Genomic DNA, 18,622 nt, shown 5'->3' on the forward strand with positions numbered 1-18,622 from the left:
ATATTAAAGTTTGGAACCGACCCCGCAAACGTCTATTTTTAAGAGACTGATAGATTCTCAGTCTCTTTTTTGCGGTCATTTTGGCGAAGCACACTGCAAAAATTATGTATAATGCGTGCAATTACTTTATAATATTTTTTAGAAAAATAGTTTTTTTATCACATTTTATAGTAGTATAGTAATAGTTTATGACTATTTTACCATTAACGGAGGGCTGCAGATGTTGACTCCTGCCCAACAAAAAGTCAAACAGGAACTAGAAGAATTGCATACAAACGCCCTAATCTGCCCTGATGCTATAGCCGTTACGCCTCGTCAGCAATTTCCTATAAGAAAGCGGATTCTTCTACCGATCGGAATCATTCTATTACTAATCATTAGTTCCTTGATTTTCGTTAGGTTATTAACCCCTAACTCAGAAAAAATTGTTACCTATTTAGCTAAGGAACAACAATATACTAAACGCAGTGAGCGGCTGCTAAACGATTGTATGGAAAATAGGACAGCAAGTGTCTCACAAATGAGCCGCGAACAAGCCAAGCTGTTAAATCAACTTTCTAAATTAACTGCCCCTTCGAGCATGAAGAATCACAAACTAGATATGCTGGATGTGTTGAAGAAGCAACAAGAGATTCTGACCTATCTTTCTTCAAAAAAGGATCTTAACGCCATTACATTAAATAAGAAAGTAATCGAACTAAATATAAAGAAGGAACTGGCTGCAGAAAGTTTACTACTTTCACTCGAACAAGAAAAAATTAGGTATGTTTTGGATGTTGATGGGTCGGTTCAATATTGGGTGAATGGAAAATCATATCACTATTAAATTTTAGTTAACATTGAAAAAAGAGGTCCTCATTAGGAACCTCTTTTTCTATTCATTCTGCCGCTTGCACCAGCTCTGTTGAAGGTAAATTCTGCTTCAGCCTTTTCTCGTTTACTTTTTCAAGTGTAAACAGAATCATATGGACCACCAAAATAACTATAGCAAAGAGTTCAACTGCATAATTAAAATAATACCATGATAGGGTGGCCGTGATATCGTAAAGGGCATGGACAAGAACAGTTACCCATAAATTCCGCGTCCATAATAAAATCAATCCAAACAATAATCCCATATTAGCGAAGGTAACAATGGCACCTATGCGAATCGCCCAGGGCTGCTTTGTATCTAATGTGTGATCAACACCAAAAAGAACCGAAGTGAAAAACAACGCGAGCATCAAGAAGATGTCTCTTCTTCCGCTTTCCCATCGCCGTGGAAATATTTTTTTAAACATAACGAGCAGGAGAATTATATATGCGAGCCGCCATACTTCTTCCAAGCCTGCAAGGGTATCCGTATATAAATCAAAGCTAATCATATCGACTCTTTCAAAAAAGGTTGGAACGGATTTTTCGAAGGTTCCTCCCTCCCCATAGTCCTCAGCGATCTGCATATTGGTATATTCTTGTACGTATTGTTCATAATCACTGTTAAAATCACGGAATGTGTGAGTAGAATAAATATTAATGATGGTACTTCCAAGAAAGAAAATTAAGAAGCTTCCCGTAAACTGTAAGATTAGCTGCCGTTTTGTTTTCCGCCCGTCCGAACTGCGGAGCCGAGCATGGAGTCTCCAGCCAATAAAAAAAGATGACACCATCATCGCATCATAGAGTGTACTTGCCATCTCGCTGTAGCGGGTTAAATAGAGAAGGATTTCCGCCCCAATGGTTACAATGAGCATCGCAAACAGGTACCTTATTGAAATTGGCTCTGTTAAGTTTGTTGTCATACCATCATTCCCTGCCGTAGAGTTTTACCTATTTATTTAAAATCGTAACCGCTAATATTCCAAGCCCATTTAAAAAAAGCAGGAATAAAAAACAACCAAGCACCCACTTCCATTTTCTCTTCACAAAATAAACTCCTTAAATTTATTTATTGTAGCCATGAACCATGTTTACCCTAACAATTATAAGAATATAATAGTAATAATTTATCATATCGACAGATAAATATCATCAGAATATTGTTGGTATTCCTATTTTTCATCCCTTTTGGTGATTCCCTTGATGGAAGTTAAATATAAATGTACAAGCCATATGTGTATTTTTAAAAATTTTATATATTGGATAGGAGTTCGGAAACATGAAGCGGTTTTTTTCTCTCTTTTTGTCAATTTTCATAATCGTGGTCTTGTCAGCTACAAATCCTGGACGCGGGGAATATATTGATTGGATAAATTACAAAACAATGGAGCAATCGTCCAATTTATTAGAAAAAGGACTTCTCTCCCTTGCCGGAAAATCCATTTTTGATGCTGGGACAACTAATTCTGATTATGTTGTATTCTCTATTTATAAAACAGATTTTACTGAAGTAGGATTGGGGAAGGTCACAACCATTGGCATCTTCAATCAATTTATCCCTCTTTCTTCATTAAAAAAGCAATATTGAATTTAACAATGAAACAAAAAAGGGCAGCTAATTTTAGCTGTCCTTCTTCGTGCCTGGCAACGTCCTACTCTCACAGGGACGCGTGTCCCAACTACCATCGGCGCTGAGAAGCTTAACTTCCGTGTTCGGTATGGGAACGGGTGTGACCTTCTCGCCTTAATTACCAGACTATTTAATTAGAGGTTCATTCCCTCAAAACTAGATAATGCAGAAGAAGTTTGTAAACAAGAGTAATCATTGTCCAGCTCCAGCGTCCAGCAACTAGTGTCCTTCGGTCTTCTCCCTACGATAAGTCAACATCGAATCGCTTACGCTCTTCGTGTTTCCTTTATCTCAGTCAAAGTCCTCCAGGCCATACGTTGCTAGGCGGACGCTTCCGCTTTTCGTTTGGTTAAGTCCTCGAACGATTAGTATCAGTCAGCTCCACATGTCGCCACGCTTCCACCTCTGACCTATCAACCTGATCATCTTTCAGGGTTCTTACTAGCTTGACGCTATGGGAAATCTCATCTTGAGGGGGGCTTCATGCTTAGATGCTTTCAGCACTTATCCCGTCCGCACATAGCTACCCAGCGATGCCTTTGGCAAGACAACTGGTACACCAGCGGTGCGTCCATCCCGGTCCTCTCGTACTAAGGACAGCTCCTCTCAAATTTCCTGCGCCCACGACGGATAGGGACCGAACTGTCTCACGACGTTCTGAACCCAGCTCGCGTACCGCTTTAATGGGCGAACAGCCCAACCCTTGGGACCGACTACAGCCCCAGGATGCGATGAGCCGACATCGAGGTGCCAAACCTCCCCGTCGATGTGGACTCTTGGGGGAGATAAGCCTGTTATCCCCGGGGTAGCTTTTATCCGTTGAGCGATGGCCCTTCCATGCGGAACCACCGGATCACTAAGCCCGACTTTCGTCCCTGCTCGACTTGTAGGTCTCGCAGTCAAGCTCCCTTGTGCCTTTACACTCTACGAATGATTTCCAACCATTCTGAGGGAACCTTTGGGCGCCTCCGTTACTCTTTAGGAGGCGACCGCCCCAGTCAAACTGCCCACCTGACACTGTCTCCCACCCCGATAAGGGGTGCGGGTTAGAATTTCAATACAGCCAGGGTAGTATCCCACCGACGCCTCCACCGAAGCTAGCGCTCCGGCTTCTCAGGCTCCTACCTATCCTGTACAAGCTGTACCAAAATTCAATATCAGGCTACAGTAAAGCTCCACGGGGTCTTTCCGTCCTGTCGCGGGTAACCTGCATCTTCACAGGTACTATAATTTCACCGAGTCTCTCGTTGAGACAGTGCCCAGATCGTTACGCCTTTCGTGCGGGTCGGAACTTACCCGACAAGGAATTTCGCTACCTTAGGACCGTTATAGTTACGGCCGCCGTTTACTGGGGCTTCGATTCAGAGCTTCGCTTGCGCTAACCCCTCCTCTTAACCTTCCAGCACCGGGCAGGCGTCAGCCCCTATACTTCGCCTTGCGGCTTCGCAGAGACCTGTGTTTTTGCTAAACAGTCGCCTGGGCCTATTCACTGCGGCTCTTCGAGGCTATGAACCTCAAAGAGCACCCCTTCTCCCGAAGTTACGGGGTCATTTTGCCGAGTTCCTTAACGAGAGTTCTCTCGCTCACCTTAGGATTCTCTCCTCGCCTACCTGTGTCGGTTTGCGGTACGGGCACCTTTTATCTCGCTAGAGGCTTTTCTTGGCAGTGTGGAATCAGGAACTTCGGTACTAAATTTCCCTCGCTGTCACAGCTCAGCCTTCACGGTGAACGGATTTTCCTATTCACCAGCCTAACTGCTTAGACGCGCATATCCAACAGCGCGCTTACCCTATCCTCCTGCGTCCCCCCATCACTCAAACGATAAAGAGGTGGTACAGGAATATCAACCTGTTGTCCATCGCCTACGCCTTTCGGCCTCGGCTTAGGTCCCGACTAACCCTGAGCGGACGAGCCTTCCTCAGGAAACCTTAGGCATTCGGTGGATGAGATTCTCACTCATCTTTCGCTACTCATACCGGCATTCTCACTTCTAAGCGCTCCACCAGTCCTTACGGTCTAGCTTCAACGCCCTTAGAACGCTCTCCTACCACTGACACCTGATGGTGTCAATCCACAGCTTCGGTGATACGTTTAGCCCCGGTACATTTTCGGCGCAGAGTCACTCGACCAGTGAGCTATTACGCACTCTTTAAATGGTGGCTGCTTCTAAGCCAACATCCTGGTTGTCTAAGCAACTCCACATCCTTTTCCACTTAACGTATACTTTGGGACCTTAGCTGGTGGTCTGGGCTGTTTCCCTTTTGACTACGGATCTTATCACTCGCAGTCTGACTCCCACGGATAAGTCTTTGGCATTCGGAGTTTGTCTGAATTCGGTAACCCGATGAGGGCCCCTAGTCCAAACAGTGCTCTACCTCCAAGACTCTTACTACGTGAGGCTAGCCCTAAAGCTATTTCGGAGAGAACCAGCTATCTCCAAGTTCGATTGGAATTTCTCCGCTACCCACACCTCATCCCCGCACTTTTCAACGTGCGTGGGTTCGGGCCTCCATCCAGTGTTACCTGGACTTCACCCTGGACATGGGTAGATCACCTGGTTTCGGGTCTACGACCACATACTCATTCGCCCTATTCAGACTCGCTTTCGCTGCGGCTCCGTCTTTTCAACTTAACCTTGCATGGGATCGTAACTCGCCGGTTCATTCTACAAAAGGCACGCCATCACCCATGAACGGGCTCTGACTACTTGTAGGCACACGGTTTCAGGAACTATTTCACTCCCCTTCCGGGGTGCTTTTCACCTTTCCCTCACGGTACTGGTTCACTATCGGTCACTAGGGAGTATTTAGCCTTGGGAGATGGTCCTCCCTGCTTCCGACCGGATTTCTCGTGTCCGGCCGTACTCAGGATCCACTCAGGAGGGAACGAAGTTTCAACTACAGGGTTTTTACCTTCTATGACGGACCTTTCCAGATCGCTTCATTTACCCCGTTCCTTTGTAACTCCATGTTGAGTGTCCTACAACCCCAAGAGGCAAGCCTCTTGGTTTGGGCTATGTCCCGTTTCGCTCGCCGCTACTCAGGGAATCGCGTTTGCTTTCTCTTCCTCCGGGTACTTAGATGTTTCAGTTCCCCGGGTATGCCATCAATACCCTATGTATTCAGGTAAAGATACTGCTCCATTACGAGCAGTGGGTTCCCCCATTCGGAAATCTCCGGATCAAAGCTTACTTACAGCTCCCCGAAGCATATCGGTGTTAGTCCCGTCCTTCATCGGCTCCTAGTGCCAAGGCATTCACCGTGCGCCCTTTCTAACTTAACCTAAAAGGTTATTTCTCTTAATTACTTAAGAGAGAAAACTAAAATGGCGATTACTCGATGTTTTCTTGCTTCTTCTTACGATTATCTAGTTTTCAAAGAACGAATGTTGTGCATTGAGAGAATTGCTCCCTCAAAACTAAACAAACAAAAAGCGGTCAACTTTTATCAGTCCACAAGGACTGCATATTCCTTAGAAAGGAGGTGATCCAGCCGCACCTTCCGATACGGCTACCTTGTTACGACTTCACCCCAATCATCTGTCCCACCTTAGGCGGCTGGCTCCTTGCGGTTACCCCACCGACTTCGGGTGTTACAAACTCTCGTGGTGTGACGGGCGGTGTGTACAAGGCCCGGGAACGTATTCACCGCGGCATGCTGATCCGCGATTACTAGCGATTCCGGCTTCATGTAGGCGAGTTGCAGCCTACAATCCGAACTGAGAATGGTTTTATGGGATTGGCTAGGCCTCGCGGCTTTGCTGCCCTTTGTACCATCCATTGTAGCACGTGTGTAGCCCAGGTCATAAGGGGCATGATGATTTGACGTCATCCCCACCTTCCTCCGGTTTGTCACCGGCAGTCTCCTTAGAGTGCCCAACTAAATGCTGGCAACTAAGAACAAGGGTTGCGCTCGTTGCGGGACTTAACCCAACATCTCACGACACGAGCTGACGACAACCATGCACCACCTGTCACTCTGTCCCCCGAAGGGGAACGTCCTATCTCTAGGAGTGTCAGAGGATGTCAAGACCTGGTAAGGTTCTTCGCGTTGCTTCGAATTAAACCACATGCTCCACCGCTTGTGCGGGCCCCCGTCAATTCCTTTGAGTTTCAGCCTTGCGGCCGTACTCCCCAGGCGGAGTGCTTAATGCGTTAGCTGCAGCACTAAGGGGCGGAAACCCCCTAACACTTAGCACTCATCGTTTACGGCGTGGACTACCAGGGTATCTAATCCTGTTTGCTCCCCACGCTTTCGCGCCTCAGCGTCAGTTACAGACCAGAAAGCCGCCTTCGCCACTGGTGTTCCTCCACATCTCTACGCATTTCACCGCTACACGTGGAATTCCGCTTTCCTCTTCTGCACTCAAGTCCCCCAGTTTCCAATGACCCTCCACGGTTGAGCCGTGGGCTTTCACATCAGACTTAAAGGACCGCCTGCGCGCGCTTTACGCCCAATAATTCCGGACAACGCTTGCCACCTACGTATTACCGCGGCTGCTGGCACGTAGTTAGCCGTGGCTTTCTGGTTAGGTACCGTCAAGGTACCGGCAGTTACTCCGGTACTTGTTCTTCCCTAACAACAGAGCTTTACGACCCGAAGGCCTTCATCGCTCACGCGGCGTTGCTCCATCAGACTTTCGTCCATTGTGGAAGATTCCCTACTGCTGCCTCCCGTAGGAGTCTGGGCCGTGTCTCAGTCCCAGTGTGGCCGATCACCCTCTCAGGTCGGCTACGCATCGTCGCCTTGGTGAGCCGTTACCTCACCAACTAGCTAATGCGCCGCGGGCCCATCTGTAAGTGTCAGCGTAAACCGACTTTCAGCTTTTCCTCATGAGAGGAAAAGGATTATCCGGTATTAGCATCGGTTTCCCGATGTTATCCCAGTCTTACAGGCAGGTTGCCCACGTGTTACTCACCCGTCCGCCGCTAACTTTCAAAAGCAAGCTTTTGAAAGTCCGCTCGACTTGCATGTATTAGGCACGCCGCCAGCGTTCGTCCTGAGCCAGGATCAAACTCTCCAATAAAGATGAGTTGATTAGCTCATAAATGTTACGTTGGCTTAGTTTCATACGAAACTAATATTATTGTTTGTTGACGTTTTTGTTTGTTTAGTTTTCAAAGAACAATTTAATGAGACAACTTTTAAATTATATCAAAATATCATCATCACTGTCAACAACTATTTAACATTTATTTTTAAAAGATTAATAGTCTCGGTGACAGCTTTTATATATTAACACCACCTATTACAATTGTCAACCAATGATTTAATTTTAAATTGATTGTTACTAAAAGTTATTGTTTAGCATTAGTAAAGTAATTTTTTTAATTAGGCAATTCTCGTGATACCTGTCCAAACTCCTATAATGCTTGTTTCATAAGATACAAGAGCTAAAGGAAAGGAGTTGAAAATAATTTGAGTAAAGATAAAAAGAAGAAAGAGAAATGTTTCCAGTGTGGCGAAAAGATGAAAAAGTGTAAGTGCCACGAGAAGGAAAAATGCTCCGAATGCGGCGAAAAGATGAAGAAATGTAATTGTCATAAAGAGCACAAATGCTCCGAATGTGGTGAAAAGATGAAGAAATGTAATTGTCATAAAGAGCACAAATGCTCCGAATGCGGAAAGAAAGATTGTCAATGCAAAGTCTCCCAAAATGTTAAAGTAATCGTCAATGGAGCTCAAGGTGCGACTGGCGCTACGGGTGCTACCGGGGCTACTGGACCTACTGGTGCGACGGGACCTACGGGGGCTACTGGTGCTACTGGTGCGACTGGCGCGACTGGTGCTACTGGCGCTACCGGTGCTACTGGTGCTACTGGCGCGACTGGCGCGACTGGTGCGACTGGTGCTACTGGCGCGACTGGTGCTACTGGTGCTACTGGCGCGACTGGCGGAACTGGTGCGACTGGTGCTACTGGACCTACTGGTGCGACTGGCGCGACTGGCGGAACTGGTGCTACTGGTGCTACTGGTGCTACTGGCGCGACTGGTGCTACTGGTGCTACTGGTGCTACTGGTGCTACTGGTGCTACTGGTGCTACTGGTGCTACTGGCGCGACTGGTGCTACTGGTGCTACTGGCGCGACTGGTGCGACTGGCGGAACTGGTGCTACTGGTGCTACTGGCGCGACTGGTGCTACTGGTGCTACTGGCGCGACTGGCGGAACTGGTGCTACTGGCGCGACTGGCGGAACTGGTGCGACTGGCGCGACTGGCGGAACTGGTGCTACTGGTGCGACTGGTGCTACTGGCGCGACTGGTGCTACTGGTGCTACTGGTGCTACTGGTGCTACTGGTGCTACTGGTGCTACTGGTGCTACTGGTGCTACTGGTGCTACTGGTGCTACTGGTGCTACCGGTGCTACTGGTGCTACCGGCGCGACTGGCGCGACTGGCGCGACTGGCGGAACCGGCGCTACTGGACCAGGAGGCAGAACGGTTTATTTAGCTACCGACCAATCAATTAATGATAACCAAACATTTGGGCTTGGTACCTCTACTCCAAATAATATCTTACGAGATACTGTCGTCATTCCAACACTCACCACCATTACAAGCATGATCTTTAATACACGTGTACCAGCTAATAATGCTACAACAGCAACCATTCTCATTATTAGAGGCTGCGGTACCGCTCAGACTGTTATAGATACCGGTATATCAGCCACAGTGCCAGAGGGTTCTTGTTGTGCAACTTCAACAGGAAATCCTTTTACAGTTCTTCCATGTGATTTGTTAACGGTTCTTGTTACTAAAGGACCAGGCGCATTAAGTCTAGGTGCAGCTGCAACCGTTCTATTTAGCAGTTGAGTAAGATATTGATAGGATGTCCCGGAAGTTTACTTTTGGGACATCCTTTTTTGCTCCATTCAACTTTACTGCAATTTCGATACGATTGATCCTATGTATCCTATTTTAAAGATTGTACACACCATAGTCTGTTCTTTTTCATAGCTTAACAGTAGAAAAATGATTGTTAAAGGAGCGTCATAAATTTTGATTACCATTAGCCTTTGCATGATTGTTAAAAATGAGGAAGACATCATAGGGCGATGTTTAGATTCTGTAAAACATATTGTTGATGAGATCGTCATCGTAGATACTGGTTCAACTGATCAAACAAAAGAGATTGTTTCAAAATACACAGAAAAGGTTATTGACTTTAAGTGGATTGACGACTTTGCCGCAGCCCGCAATTTTGCCTTTAGTCATGCCACAATGGACTACATTTTATGGCTGGATGCTGACGATGTTTTCATGGTAGAAGACCAACAAAAATTTTTAACTTTAAAAGAGACACTGGATTCTTCTATCGATTCAGTGACCATGCATTATCACCTTGCGTTTGATGGAAATGGAAATGTCACTTCTAGTTTACGGCGTAATCGGCTTGTCAAAAGAGAAAATAACTTTAAATGGCATGGGGCCGTCCACGAATACCTTGAAGTATGGGGGAATATCTTTCATAGCGAGATAGCCGTAACACATGACAGTTTGGAACATGATTCCGATCGAAATCTCCGAATCTATGATACCCGCCGTAAACGCGGCGAGAAATTCTCACCCAGAGACATGTATTACTACGCAAACGAATTGTATGACCACCAAAAAATAAAAGAAGCCATCAAATACTATAAAAAATTTCTAGCCACTAAAAGAGGATGGGTCGAAGACAACATTTCCACCTGCGGACGGCTTGCCGATTGTTTTCATTCCATCAATAATCAAGAAAATGAGCTTTACTACATTCTAAAATCATTTGAATATGACACACCACGGGCAGATTTTTGCTGTCGGTTAGGATATATGTACCTTCAAAGGAACCAGCCAGAGAAAGCACTCGTTTGGTACCGGATTGCCACACAGCTCGATAAGCCGGATGCCAATATGGGGATGATCAACCATGCTTGTTGGACATGGCTTCCCCATTTGCAATTATGCGTTTGTTACTCACAATTAGAAAATCATTCCCAAGCCTATCTGCACAATGAGATTGCTAGAGGTTTTCTTCCAGACCATCCTAGTATTCTTCATAACAAGCAATATTTAGAATCGCTGATGGAACCGAGCATGATAACATATCAATTTAATGAGAAAAAAGAAGCTATTCAAGAGGAACCATCAGAGATATCAGAAAATCAGTAAGTCAACATAAAAATAACGCAAAGAAGGGAAACTGAAAACAGTGTCCCTTCTTTGCGTTATACGATCTTCGAGAAGGACTGAATTCAAATAATACACCCATGACCGTGGTCAATAAATTTCTCCTTTTTCTTTTAGAAAAGTCAAAAAGCGCGCGATACCTTCTGTGACAGATATCGAAGGAGAGTAATGTAACAGGGTTTTGGCCTTGGAAATATCGGGACATCTTCTTGAAGGGTTATGGGTTAAATAACTTTGCTCCTCAGATTGGATAAATTCTATTGATTGATGATAATTAAAAATAGCAGAACCTGCTTGTTGATAAATTTCAGCCATTTCTTTTATGGATATCTCGGGTTTATCTATTCCTATATTAAAATAATCAAATGGTTCATATAATAAAGCTTTTAAATAGCCAATAATTGCATCTGTCACATAACAAAAGGTCCGTGTCGGGGTCCCATCGGAGTGAATAATCATATTCTTATTTTCAACAACCGCTTTCGCAAAGTCAGCTGGCAATCGTTTATCATTCAGTCTCATTCCAGGTCCATAATTATTAAAAGGTCTGACAATCGAAATGGGCATATGGTATTTTTCAGCATATAAATAGGAGAGTGTCTCACCGAATCGTTTAGATTCATCATAGCAGGCCCGTGGCCCAATGACCGCAGTATTTCCTCGATAATCTTCGGTGGTGGGAATATACTCCGGGAATGGGTCACCATACACCTCACTACTCGAAAAAAATAAAAACCCTTTAATTGGTTTATTTTTATAAAAATCTAGTAAGGCTCTTAACCCCCATATATTAGCATCAACGGTTTCAAGGGGATATTTTCGATAAAAGGTTGGGGAGGCAATAGAAGCCATGTGGATAATATAATCTACCTCGGTTATTTTTTCCGTATCAAAAAGCGAAAATTCCGTTATATCAAACGTATATAGTTCCATCTTGTCATTCAATTGGGATAAGTCCGTAATCCACCTCGGCTTCCCTAGTTTAAAATTGTCCATTCCAATAATCTTCTTTATCGATAATTCCTCCGCATAATCTGATAAAAATGACAGTAAATAATACCCTAAGAAGCCAGCGCATCCCGTTACCAAAATAGTGCTATCCTTAAGTTTTTCCTTTTCTTCGTCACTAAGATGCTGCAGGATATACAGAAGATCTATATGGTAAATCGTGTTTTTAGCAGAAAGGTCCATTTTTTATCCACCTTATTTTTTTGTTCTCGAAAACTAGGCTTTTAGTCTATTTTTTTCATCAGCTAATACTAACTCAATACCTTTTTCAAGATTGATTTGACTGACCCATCCTAATTGCTTTAATGGTTCGATGTTTGCCTTTGATTCCATTAGTTCATGTTCACGGTGTGGAAGGGCACCGAAATGAAGTTTGGTTCGGGATTGTGATTTTTGATGAACCATTTCTACAAACTCCCTTATAGAAGCCACCTTTCCAGTACCTATTTCATATTCCTGATACCACGAGAGATTTTCCACCCGTTGCTTTATTAATAGCAAGTAGGCGGATACCACATCATTGACATGGATAAAATCTCTCTTTTGATTTCCTTGTGTAAGCGGCAGCTTGCTAACATGATTCAAACAACTCTTGATAATATGGGTAGTAAATTTACTTTCGTTATCAAAAGAACCATATATATGCTCTAATCTCATATTGATAAAATGAATCTTGTTTAATAAACTAAACTCTTTTCCCCATTCGAGAAATTGTTTTTTGGTTAACGCGTAACCAGCTAAATGTTTATAACCGGCATTATTTTTGTGAATAAAAGAATCTGTATTGATAAATATTTCCGTCCGAAACAAACTAGCTGTTTCCAACAATTTCAGAGGGAAGGAGACATTCGAATCAAGCAGTTGTGAAGCTTGTTCCCCATTTCTGTCATACTTGGTTGCCGAGTGGATCACGACATCGATTGGTCCACACTCTAAAAAAGGCTGCTCAAGTGGGCAATGATCGATATTAAATACGGTTAAATTAGGTAAAATCTTTGCAATTCTCCACGTATTGGAATAGCTCCTCTTGAGAATAATCACCTCATGCCCAGCCTGTACTAACGCTTTTGTTAAATGACCTCCAAGAAAACCCGTGGAACCAGTGATTAGTATTTTCATAATGTCACCTCCGCCTTTGTAGAATGATAAATAGAGAGCCATTACTAGACTGTTACTTTTTCCAAGGAGCATTCCCTGATTTCCAGAGCCCTTCTAAATACTTTTTATCTCGTAATGTGTCCATTGGATGCCAAAAACCCATATGCTTAAATGCCATTAATTGCCCATCTTTTGCAAGATTTTCTAATGGGTCTAGTTCAAATATGGTTTGATCACCATTTTGAATATAATTAAAAACTTCTGGTTCCAGTACAAAAAATCCAGCGTTAATCCAGCCGCCATCCCCTTGAATTTTCTCCTCAAACTTCTCAACTTGGTGGTTAGAAGAAAGGGATAATGCTCCAAATCTTCCTTGAGGCTGCGTAGCTGTAACCGTAGCCAGTTTTCCGTGGGAGCGGTGAAAATCAACTAAGTCTTTTATATTTACATCACTGACTCCGTCGCCATAAGTCAACATAAAAGGCTCATCTCCCACATACCTTTGAACTCTCTTAATTCGGCCGCCTGTTAATGAACGTAAACCCGTTTCCACTAACGTGACCTTCCATGGTTCTGCTGTGTGCTGATGGAAAATACATTTATTTTCCTGTTGAAAATCAAACGTTACATCAGAGTTATATAAGAAATAGTTTGAAAAGTATTCTTTGATAACATGACTCTTGTACCCTAAACAGATAATAAAGTCATTAAAACCGTAACTTGAGTATAGTTTCATAATGTGCCATAAAATCGGCTTTTCACCAATTTCTATCATCGGCTTTGGCTTTAAGTGTGTTTCCTCACTAATTCTTGTACCAAATCCTCCGGCTAATATGACGACTTTCATGATTCTCCTCCAAACTGATCCATATCATAAAATTGAGCTGGCTGCTGACTGTGAATCTAAGAATTTTTAAAGAAAAGTCATTTATCCCTTTGGTAGTATATGGATATTTAACATAAACGGGTTAAACAATCGTCCCATTTATTTAAATAAAACAGCGTCGTTTGTAGAACGACGCAATTGGGTGATTAGATGGAGGGAATTTCAGCTAGCGACACCATATATCGATTAATAAAATCTTCTTCAACCGTATAAATAGCATCAAAGAAATGAAGAAAGCGAAGATAATCACTTGGAGAGACAGTATTATAGATAATATTTAGCTTTGCTGCTGCAGAGGAACCGATTTGATTGGTAATCCCGTTTAAGACTTCAGAAAGCGAATAATATTCCTTAGGTATCCAAAGGTAGATTTGATTACTTTTCCCAGAACAATTGTCAAGTGCAGTTTTTAATTTTTCCGGCCATTTTGAAAATGGATGAGTCCAATCGGCTACCATTAAATTTCTGCTATAGTTCCTTCCTTTACCAAATGGCGGGGACATTATCGGGTTAAAGTCTTCCTTTTTTGTCGGAAAATAATGATTTTCTCTAGAATATTTAACGGTATCCAAAAAAGTTGGTTCCCAATAATTTCCCCATTTTTTTTGCATTTTAGCTCCATTAGTGAAGTAGGTGGCATTCAGTAATGTGGATTGTTGACTATAGGTGACTGTACCAATATGTTGAACAAAGGATTTCCCAACAACGACAATTTTATAACCTGAAATCATTGTCCGAAGGCACCAGTCATCATCATCGAATTGACCTAAACCAAACCAAATATCATTTCCACCAGTCTTCTCAATCACTTCTCGTTTAAATACCATACAAGCTCCGATCACGCGCTGAGTAAAGAGATAACTGGATACCTCATTTTCTACTAATTCAGCCGCATACACTTTCATTTCTTCAAAGGAGGAAAATTGTTTGTTCATGTTTTGTATGCCCGAACTATAAGATAAAAAAGGCGCGGCCAATCCGATTTCAGCGTTCCCTTCGAGGACTTCCACCAATCCATTAAACCATCCCGGCGGAAAAATGAGATCATTATTTAATATAGATATAATCTCCCCTTGAGCTTTCGCTAACCCTGCATTAATGCCAGGTGTATAACCCATATTAGGTTCTAATCGTACATAGTTAATATGGAGCAGATCATTTTCGTACTCCTCCTTTACTTGATTAATTCCATTTGGCGTTTCATCTGTCGATCCATTATCAACCATAATAAGCTCAATGCCTTTTTCCTGATGGATTGCGTCGAGTGAATCAATTAAAGAAGTAACAGCTTGTTTGGTCATATTCCAGTTGTTATAGCAAAGCATGACAAAGCTAAAATGAGCCTTCAAAAAATACACCCCTTAATGCAATTCTATTTTAAGGCCGTTAGATAAGTACTGAAGTTTACTTATAACTTGACCACTACTTTATGTTTAGAATATGCTTGGTTATTTAAAAAGGTTAACCCTCCTTAAGCGGAGCCGAAGTTCTTTTAGCTGCAAGTCAGTTATTTTCATGAAATAAACAGAACCCAGATTAATTACTTTTTTAAACAACAAAAAAGGGCAGCTAATTTTAGCTGTCCTTCTTCGTGCCTGGCAACGTCCTACTCTCACAGGGACGCGTGTCCCAACTACCATCGGCGCTGAGAAGCTTAACTTCCGTGTTCGGTATGGGAACGGGTGTGACCTTCTCGCCTTAATTACCAGACTATTTATTTAGAGGTTCATTCCCTCAAAACTAGATAATGCAGAAGAAGTTTGTAAAACGAGTAATCATTGTCCAGCTCCAGCGTCCAGCAACTAGTGTCTTTCGGTCTTTTCCCTACGATAAGTCAACATCGAATCGCTATCGCTCTTCGTGTTTCCTTTATCTCAGTCAAAGCCCTCCAGGCCATACGTTGCTAAGCGGACGCTTCCGCTTTTCTTGGTTAAGTCCTCGAACGATTAGTATCAGTCAGCTCCACATGTCGCCACGCTTCCACCTCTGACCTATCAACCTGATCATCTTTCAGGGTTCTTACTAGCTTGACGCTATGGGAAATCTCATCTTGAGGGGGGCTTCATGCTTAGATGCTTTCAGCACTTATCCCGTCCGCACATAGCTACCCAGCGATGCCTTTGGCAAGACAACTGGTACACCAGCGGTGCGTCCATCCCGGTCCTCTCGTACTAAGGACAGCTCCTCTCAAATTTCCTGCGCCCACGACGGATAGGGACCGAACTGTCTCACGACGTTCTGAACCCAGCTCGCGTACCGCTTTAATGGGCGAACAGCCCAACCCTTGGGACCGACTACAGCCCCAGGATGCGATGAGCCGACATCGAGGTGCCAAACCTCCCCGTCGATGTGGACTCTTGGGGGAGATAAGCCTGTTATCCCCGGGGTAGCTTTTATCCGTTGAGCGATGGCCCTTCCATGCGGAACCACCGGATCACTAAGCCCGACTTTCGTCCCTGCTCGACTTGTAGGTCTCGCAGTCAAGCTCCCTTGTGCCTTTACACTCTACGAATGATTTCCAACCATTCTGAGGGAACCTTTGGGCGCCTCCGTTACTCTTTAGGAGGCGACCGCCCCAGTCAAACTGCCCACCTGACACTGTCTCCCACCCCGATAAGGGGTGCGGGTTAGAATTTCAATACAGCCAGGGTAGTATCCCACCGACGCCTCCACCGAAGCTAGCGCTCCGGCTTCTCAGGCTCCTACCTATCCTGTACAAGCTGTACCAAAATTCAATATCAGGCTACAGTAAAGCTCCACGGGGTCTTTCCGTCCTGTCGCGGGTAACCTGCATCTTCACAGGTACTATAATTTCACCGAGTCTCTCGTTGAGACAGTGCCCAGATCGTTACGCCTTTCGTGCGGGTCGGAACTTACCCGACAAGGAATTTCGCTACCTTAGGACCGTTATAGTTACGGCCGCCGTTTACTGGGGCTTCGATTCAGAGCTTCGCTTGCGCTAACCCCTCCTCTTAACCTTCCAGCACCGGGCAGGCGTCAGCCCCTATACTTCGCCTTGCGGCTTCGCAGAGACCTGTGTTTTTGCTAAACAGTCGCCTGGGCCTATTCACTGCGGCTCTTCGAGGCTATGAACCTCAAAGAGCACCCCTTCTCCCGAAGTTACGGGGTCATTTTGCCGAGTTCCTTAACGAGAGTTCTCTCGCTCACCTTAGGATTCTCTCCTCGCCTACCTGTGTCGGTTTGCGGTACGGGCACCTTTTATCTCGCTAGAGGCTTTTCTTGGCAGTGTGGAATCAGGAACTTCGGTACTAAATTTCCCTCGCTGTCACAGCTCAGCCTTCACGGTGAACGGATTTTCCTATTCACCAGCCTAACTGCTTAGACGCGCATATCCAACAGCGCGCTTACCCTATCCTCCTGCGTCCCCCCATCACTCAAACGATAAAGAGGTGGTACAGGAATATCAACCTGTTGTCCATCGCCTACGCCTTTCGGCCTCGGCTTAGGTCCCGACTAACCCTGAGCGGACGAGCCTTCCTCAGGAAACCTTAGGCATTCGGTGGATGAGATTCTCACTCATCTTTCGCTACTCATACCGGCATTCTCACTTCTAAGCGCTCCACCAGTCCTTACGGTCTAGCTTCAACGCCCTTAGAACGCTCTCCTACCACTGACACCTGATGGTGTCAATCCACAGCTTCGGTGATACGTTTAGCCCCGGTACATTTTCGGCGCAGAGTCACTCGACCAGTGAGCTATTACGCACTCTTTAAATGGTGGCTGCTTCTAAGCCAACATCCTGGTTGTCTAAGCAACTCCACATCCTTTTCCACTTAACGTATACTTTGGGACCTTAGCTGGTGGTCTGGGCTGTTTCCCTTTTGACTACGGATCTTATCACTCGCAGTCTGACTCCCACGGATAAGTCTTTGGCATTCGGAGTTTGTCTGAATTCGGTAACCCGATGAGGGCCCCTAGTCCAAACAGTGCTCTACCTCCAAGACTCTTACTACGTGAGGCTAGCCCTAAAGCTATTTCGGAGAGAACCAGCTATCTCCAAGTTCGATTGGAATTTCTCCGCTACCCACACCTCATCCCCGCACTTTTCAACGTGCGTGGGTTCGGGCCTCCATCCAGTGTTACCTGGACTTCACCCTGGACATGGGTAGATCACCTGGTTTCGGGTCTACGACCACATACTCATTCGCCCTATTCAGACTCGCTTTCGCTGCGGCTCCGTCTCTTCAACTTAACCTTGCATGGGATCGTAACTCGCCGGTTCATTCTACAAAAGGCACGCCATCACCCATGAACGGGCTCTGACTACTTGTAGGCACACGGTTTCAGGAACTATTTCACTCCCCTTCCGGGGTGCTTTTCACCTTTCCCTCACGGTACTGGTTCACTATCGGTCACTAGGGAGTATTTAGCCTTGGGAGATGGTCCTCCCTGCTTCCGACCGGATTTCTCGTGTCCGGCCGTACTCAGGATCCACTCAGGAGGGAACGAAGTTTCAACTACAGGGTTTTTACCTTCTATGACGGACCTTTCCAGATCGCTTCATTTACCCCGTTCCTTTGTAACTCCATGTTGAGTGTCCTACAACCCCAAGAGGCAAGCCTCTTGGTTTGGGCTATGTCCCGTTTCGCTCGCCGCTACTCAGGGAATCGCGTTTGCTTTCTCTTCCTCCGGGTACTTAGATGTTTCAGTTCCCCGGGTATGCCATCAATACCCTATGTATTCAGGTAAAGATACTGCTCCATTACGAGCAGTGGGTTCCCCCATTCGGAAATCTCCGGATCAAAGCTTACTTACAGCTCCCCGAAGCATATCGGTGTTAGTCCCGTCCTTCATCGGCTCCTAGTGCCAAGGCATTCACCGTGCGCCCTTTCTAACTTAACCTAAAAGGTTATTTCTCTTAATTACTTAAGAGAGAAAACTAAAATGGCGATTACTCGATGTTTTCTTGCTTCTTCTTACGATTATCTAGTTTTCAAAGAACGAATGTTGTGCATTGAG

9 protein-coding genes and 5 rRNA genes are annotated in these 18,622 nt (G+C 44.7%); 4 read left to right on the plus strand and 10 right to left on the minus strand.

Going from position 1 to position 18,622, the window contains the following annotated elements; all coding sequences use genetic code 11:
* The first annotated feature begins 220 nt into the window (after nucleotides 1-220).
* Nucleotides 221-826, plus strand: coding sequence for a hypothetical protein (locus tag AC4E8C_RS20330; RefSeq protein ID WP_490208446.1), 606 nt, complete (start codon nucleotides 221-223; stop codon nucleotides 824-826).
* 52 nt (nucleotides 827-878) lie between these two features.
* Here the strand turns inward: AC4E8C_RS20330 and AC4E8C_RS20335 are convergent, their stop codons facing one another.
* Entirely contained in the window at nucleotides 879-1,778 is a 900-nt protein-coding gene (locus AC4E8C_RS20335) for a CPBP family glutamic-type intramembrane protease (protein WP_490208447.1), read from the minus strand.
* A gap of 356 nt (nucleotides 1,779-2,134) precedes the next feature.
* On the opposite strand from AC4E8C_RS20335, the gene AC4E8C_RS20340 reads away from it, so the two are divergent.
* Nucleotides 2,135-2,443, plus strand: coding sequence for a DUF4359 domain-containing protein (locus tag AC4E8C_RS20340; RefSeq protein ID WP_490208448.1), 309 nt, complete (start codon nucleotides 2,135-2,137; stop codon nucleotides 2,441-2,443).
* Nucleotides 2,444-2,494: 51 nt separating this feature from the next.
* Here AC4E8C_RS20340 and rrf (AC4E8C_RS20345) read toward each other — a convergent pair.
* The 3 genes from rrf (AC4E8C_RS20345) to AC4E8C_RS20355 form a co-directional block, all read right to left on the minus strand.
* Nucleotides 2,495-2,611, minus strand: a 5S ribosomal RNA gene (gene rrf, locus AC4E8C_RS20345).
* A 219-nt stretch (nucleotides 2,612-2,830) separates the two neighbouring features.
* Nucleotides 2,831-5,767: ribosomal RNA gene (locus tag AC4E8C_RS20350) — 23S ribosomal RNA — on the minus strand.
* 193 nt (nucleotides 5,768-5,960) lie between these two features.
* Nucleotides 5,961-7,510 (minus strand): 16S ribosomal RNA (locus AC4E8C_RS20355).
* Together the 16S, 23S and 5S rRNA genes form the textbook arrangement of a ribosomal RNA operon.
* Before the next feature lie 551 nt (nucleotides 7,511-8,061).
* Between AC4E8C_RS20355 and AC4E8C_RS20360 the strand changes: the two genes are divergently transcribed.
* Together AC4E8C_RS20360 and AC4E8C_RS20365 are read left to right on the plus strand one after the other, a co-directional pair.
* Entirely contained in the window at nucleotides 8,062-9,297 is a 1,236-nt protein-coding gene (locus tag AC4E8C_RS20360) for a hypothetical protein (protein ID WP_490208449.1), read from the plus strand.
* Between the two features lie 186 nt (nucleotides 9,298-9,483).
* Nucleotides 9,484-10,632: a tetratricopeptide repeat-containing glycosyltransferase family 2 protein gene (locus AC4E8C_RS20365; RefSeq protein WP_490208450.1), complete on the plus strand. Its 1,149-nt coding sequence runs from the start codon at nucleotides 9,484-9,486 to the stop codon at nucleotides 10,630-10,632.
* A gap of 108 nt (nucleotides 10,633-10,740) precedes the next feature.
* Here the strand turns inward: AC4E8C_RS20365 and AC4E8C_RS20370 are convergent, their stop codons facing one another.
* The 6 genes from AC4E8C_RS20370 to AC4E8C_RS20395 all read right to left on the minus strand — a co-directional run bounded on the left by AC4E8C_RS20370 (nucleotide 10,741) and on the right by AC4E8C_RS20395 (nucleotide 18,505).
* Nucleotides 10,741-11,841, minus strand: coding sequence for an NAD-dependent epimerase/dehydratase family protein (locus AC4E8C_RS20370; RefSeq protein WP_490208451.1), 1,101 nt, complete (start codon nucleotides 11,839-11,841; stop codon nucleotides 10,741-10,743).
* 33 nt (nucleotides 11,842-11,874) lie between these two features.
* A complete protein-coding gene (locus tag AC4E8C_RS20375; RefSeq protein ID WP_490208452.1) occupies nucleotides 11,875-12,777 on the minus strand; it encodes an NAD-dependent epimerase/dehydratase family protein in 903 nt (300 codons plus the stop codon).
* A 52-nt stretch (nucleotides 12,778-12,829) separates the two neighbouring features.
* Nucleotides 12,830-13,603 (minus strand): glucose-1-phosphate cytidylyltransferase, encoded by a 774-nt coding sequence (gene rfbF / locus AC4E8C_RS20380; RefSeq protein WP_490208453.1) that lies wholly within the window; start codon nucleotides 13,601-13,603, stop codon nucleotides 12,830-12,832.
* 185 nt (nucleotides 13,604-13,788) lie between these two features.
* The gene (locus AC4E8C_RS20385; RefSeq protein ID WP_490208454.1) at nucleotides 13,789-14,991 is read right to left on the minus strand and encodes a glycosyltransferase family 2 protein; all 1,203 of its coding nucleotides are present in this window, start codon (nucleotides 14,989-14,991) and stop codon (nucleotides 13,789-13,791) included.
* A 244-nt stretch (nucleotides 14,992-15,235) separates the two neighbouring features.
* A 5S ribosomal RNA gene (gene rrf / locus AC4E8C_RS20390) occupies nucleotides 15,236-15,352 on the minus strand.
* A gap of 216 nt (nucleotides 15,353-15,568) precedes the next feature.
* A 23S ribosomal RNA gene (locus tag AC4E8C_RS20395) occupies nucleotides 15,569-18,505 on the minus strand.
* Nucleotides 18,506-18,622 lie beyond the last annotated feature (117 nt).

It is taken from the genome of Neobacillus sp. SRL179, assembly GCF_984799095.1.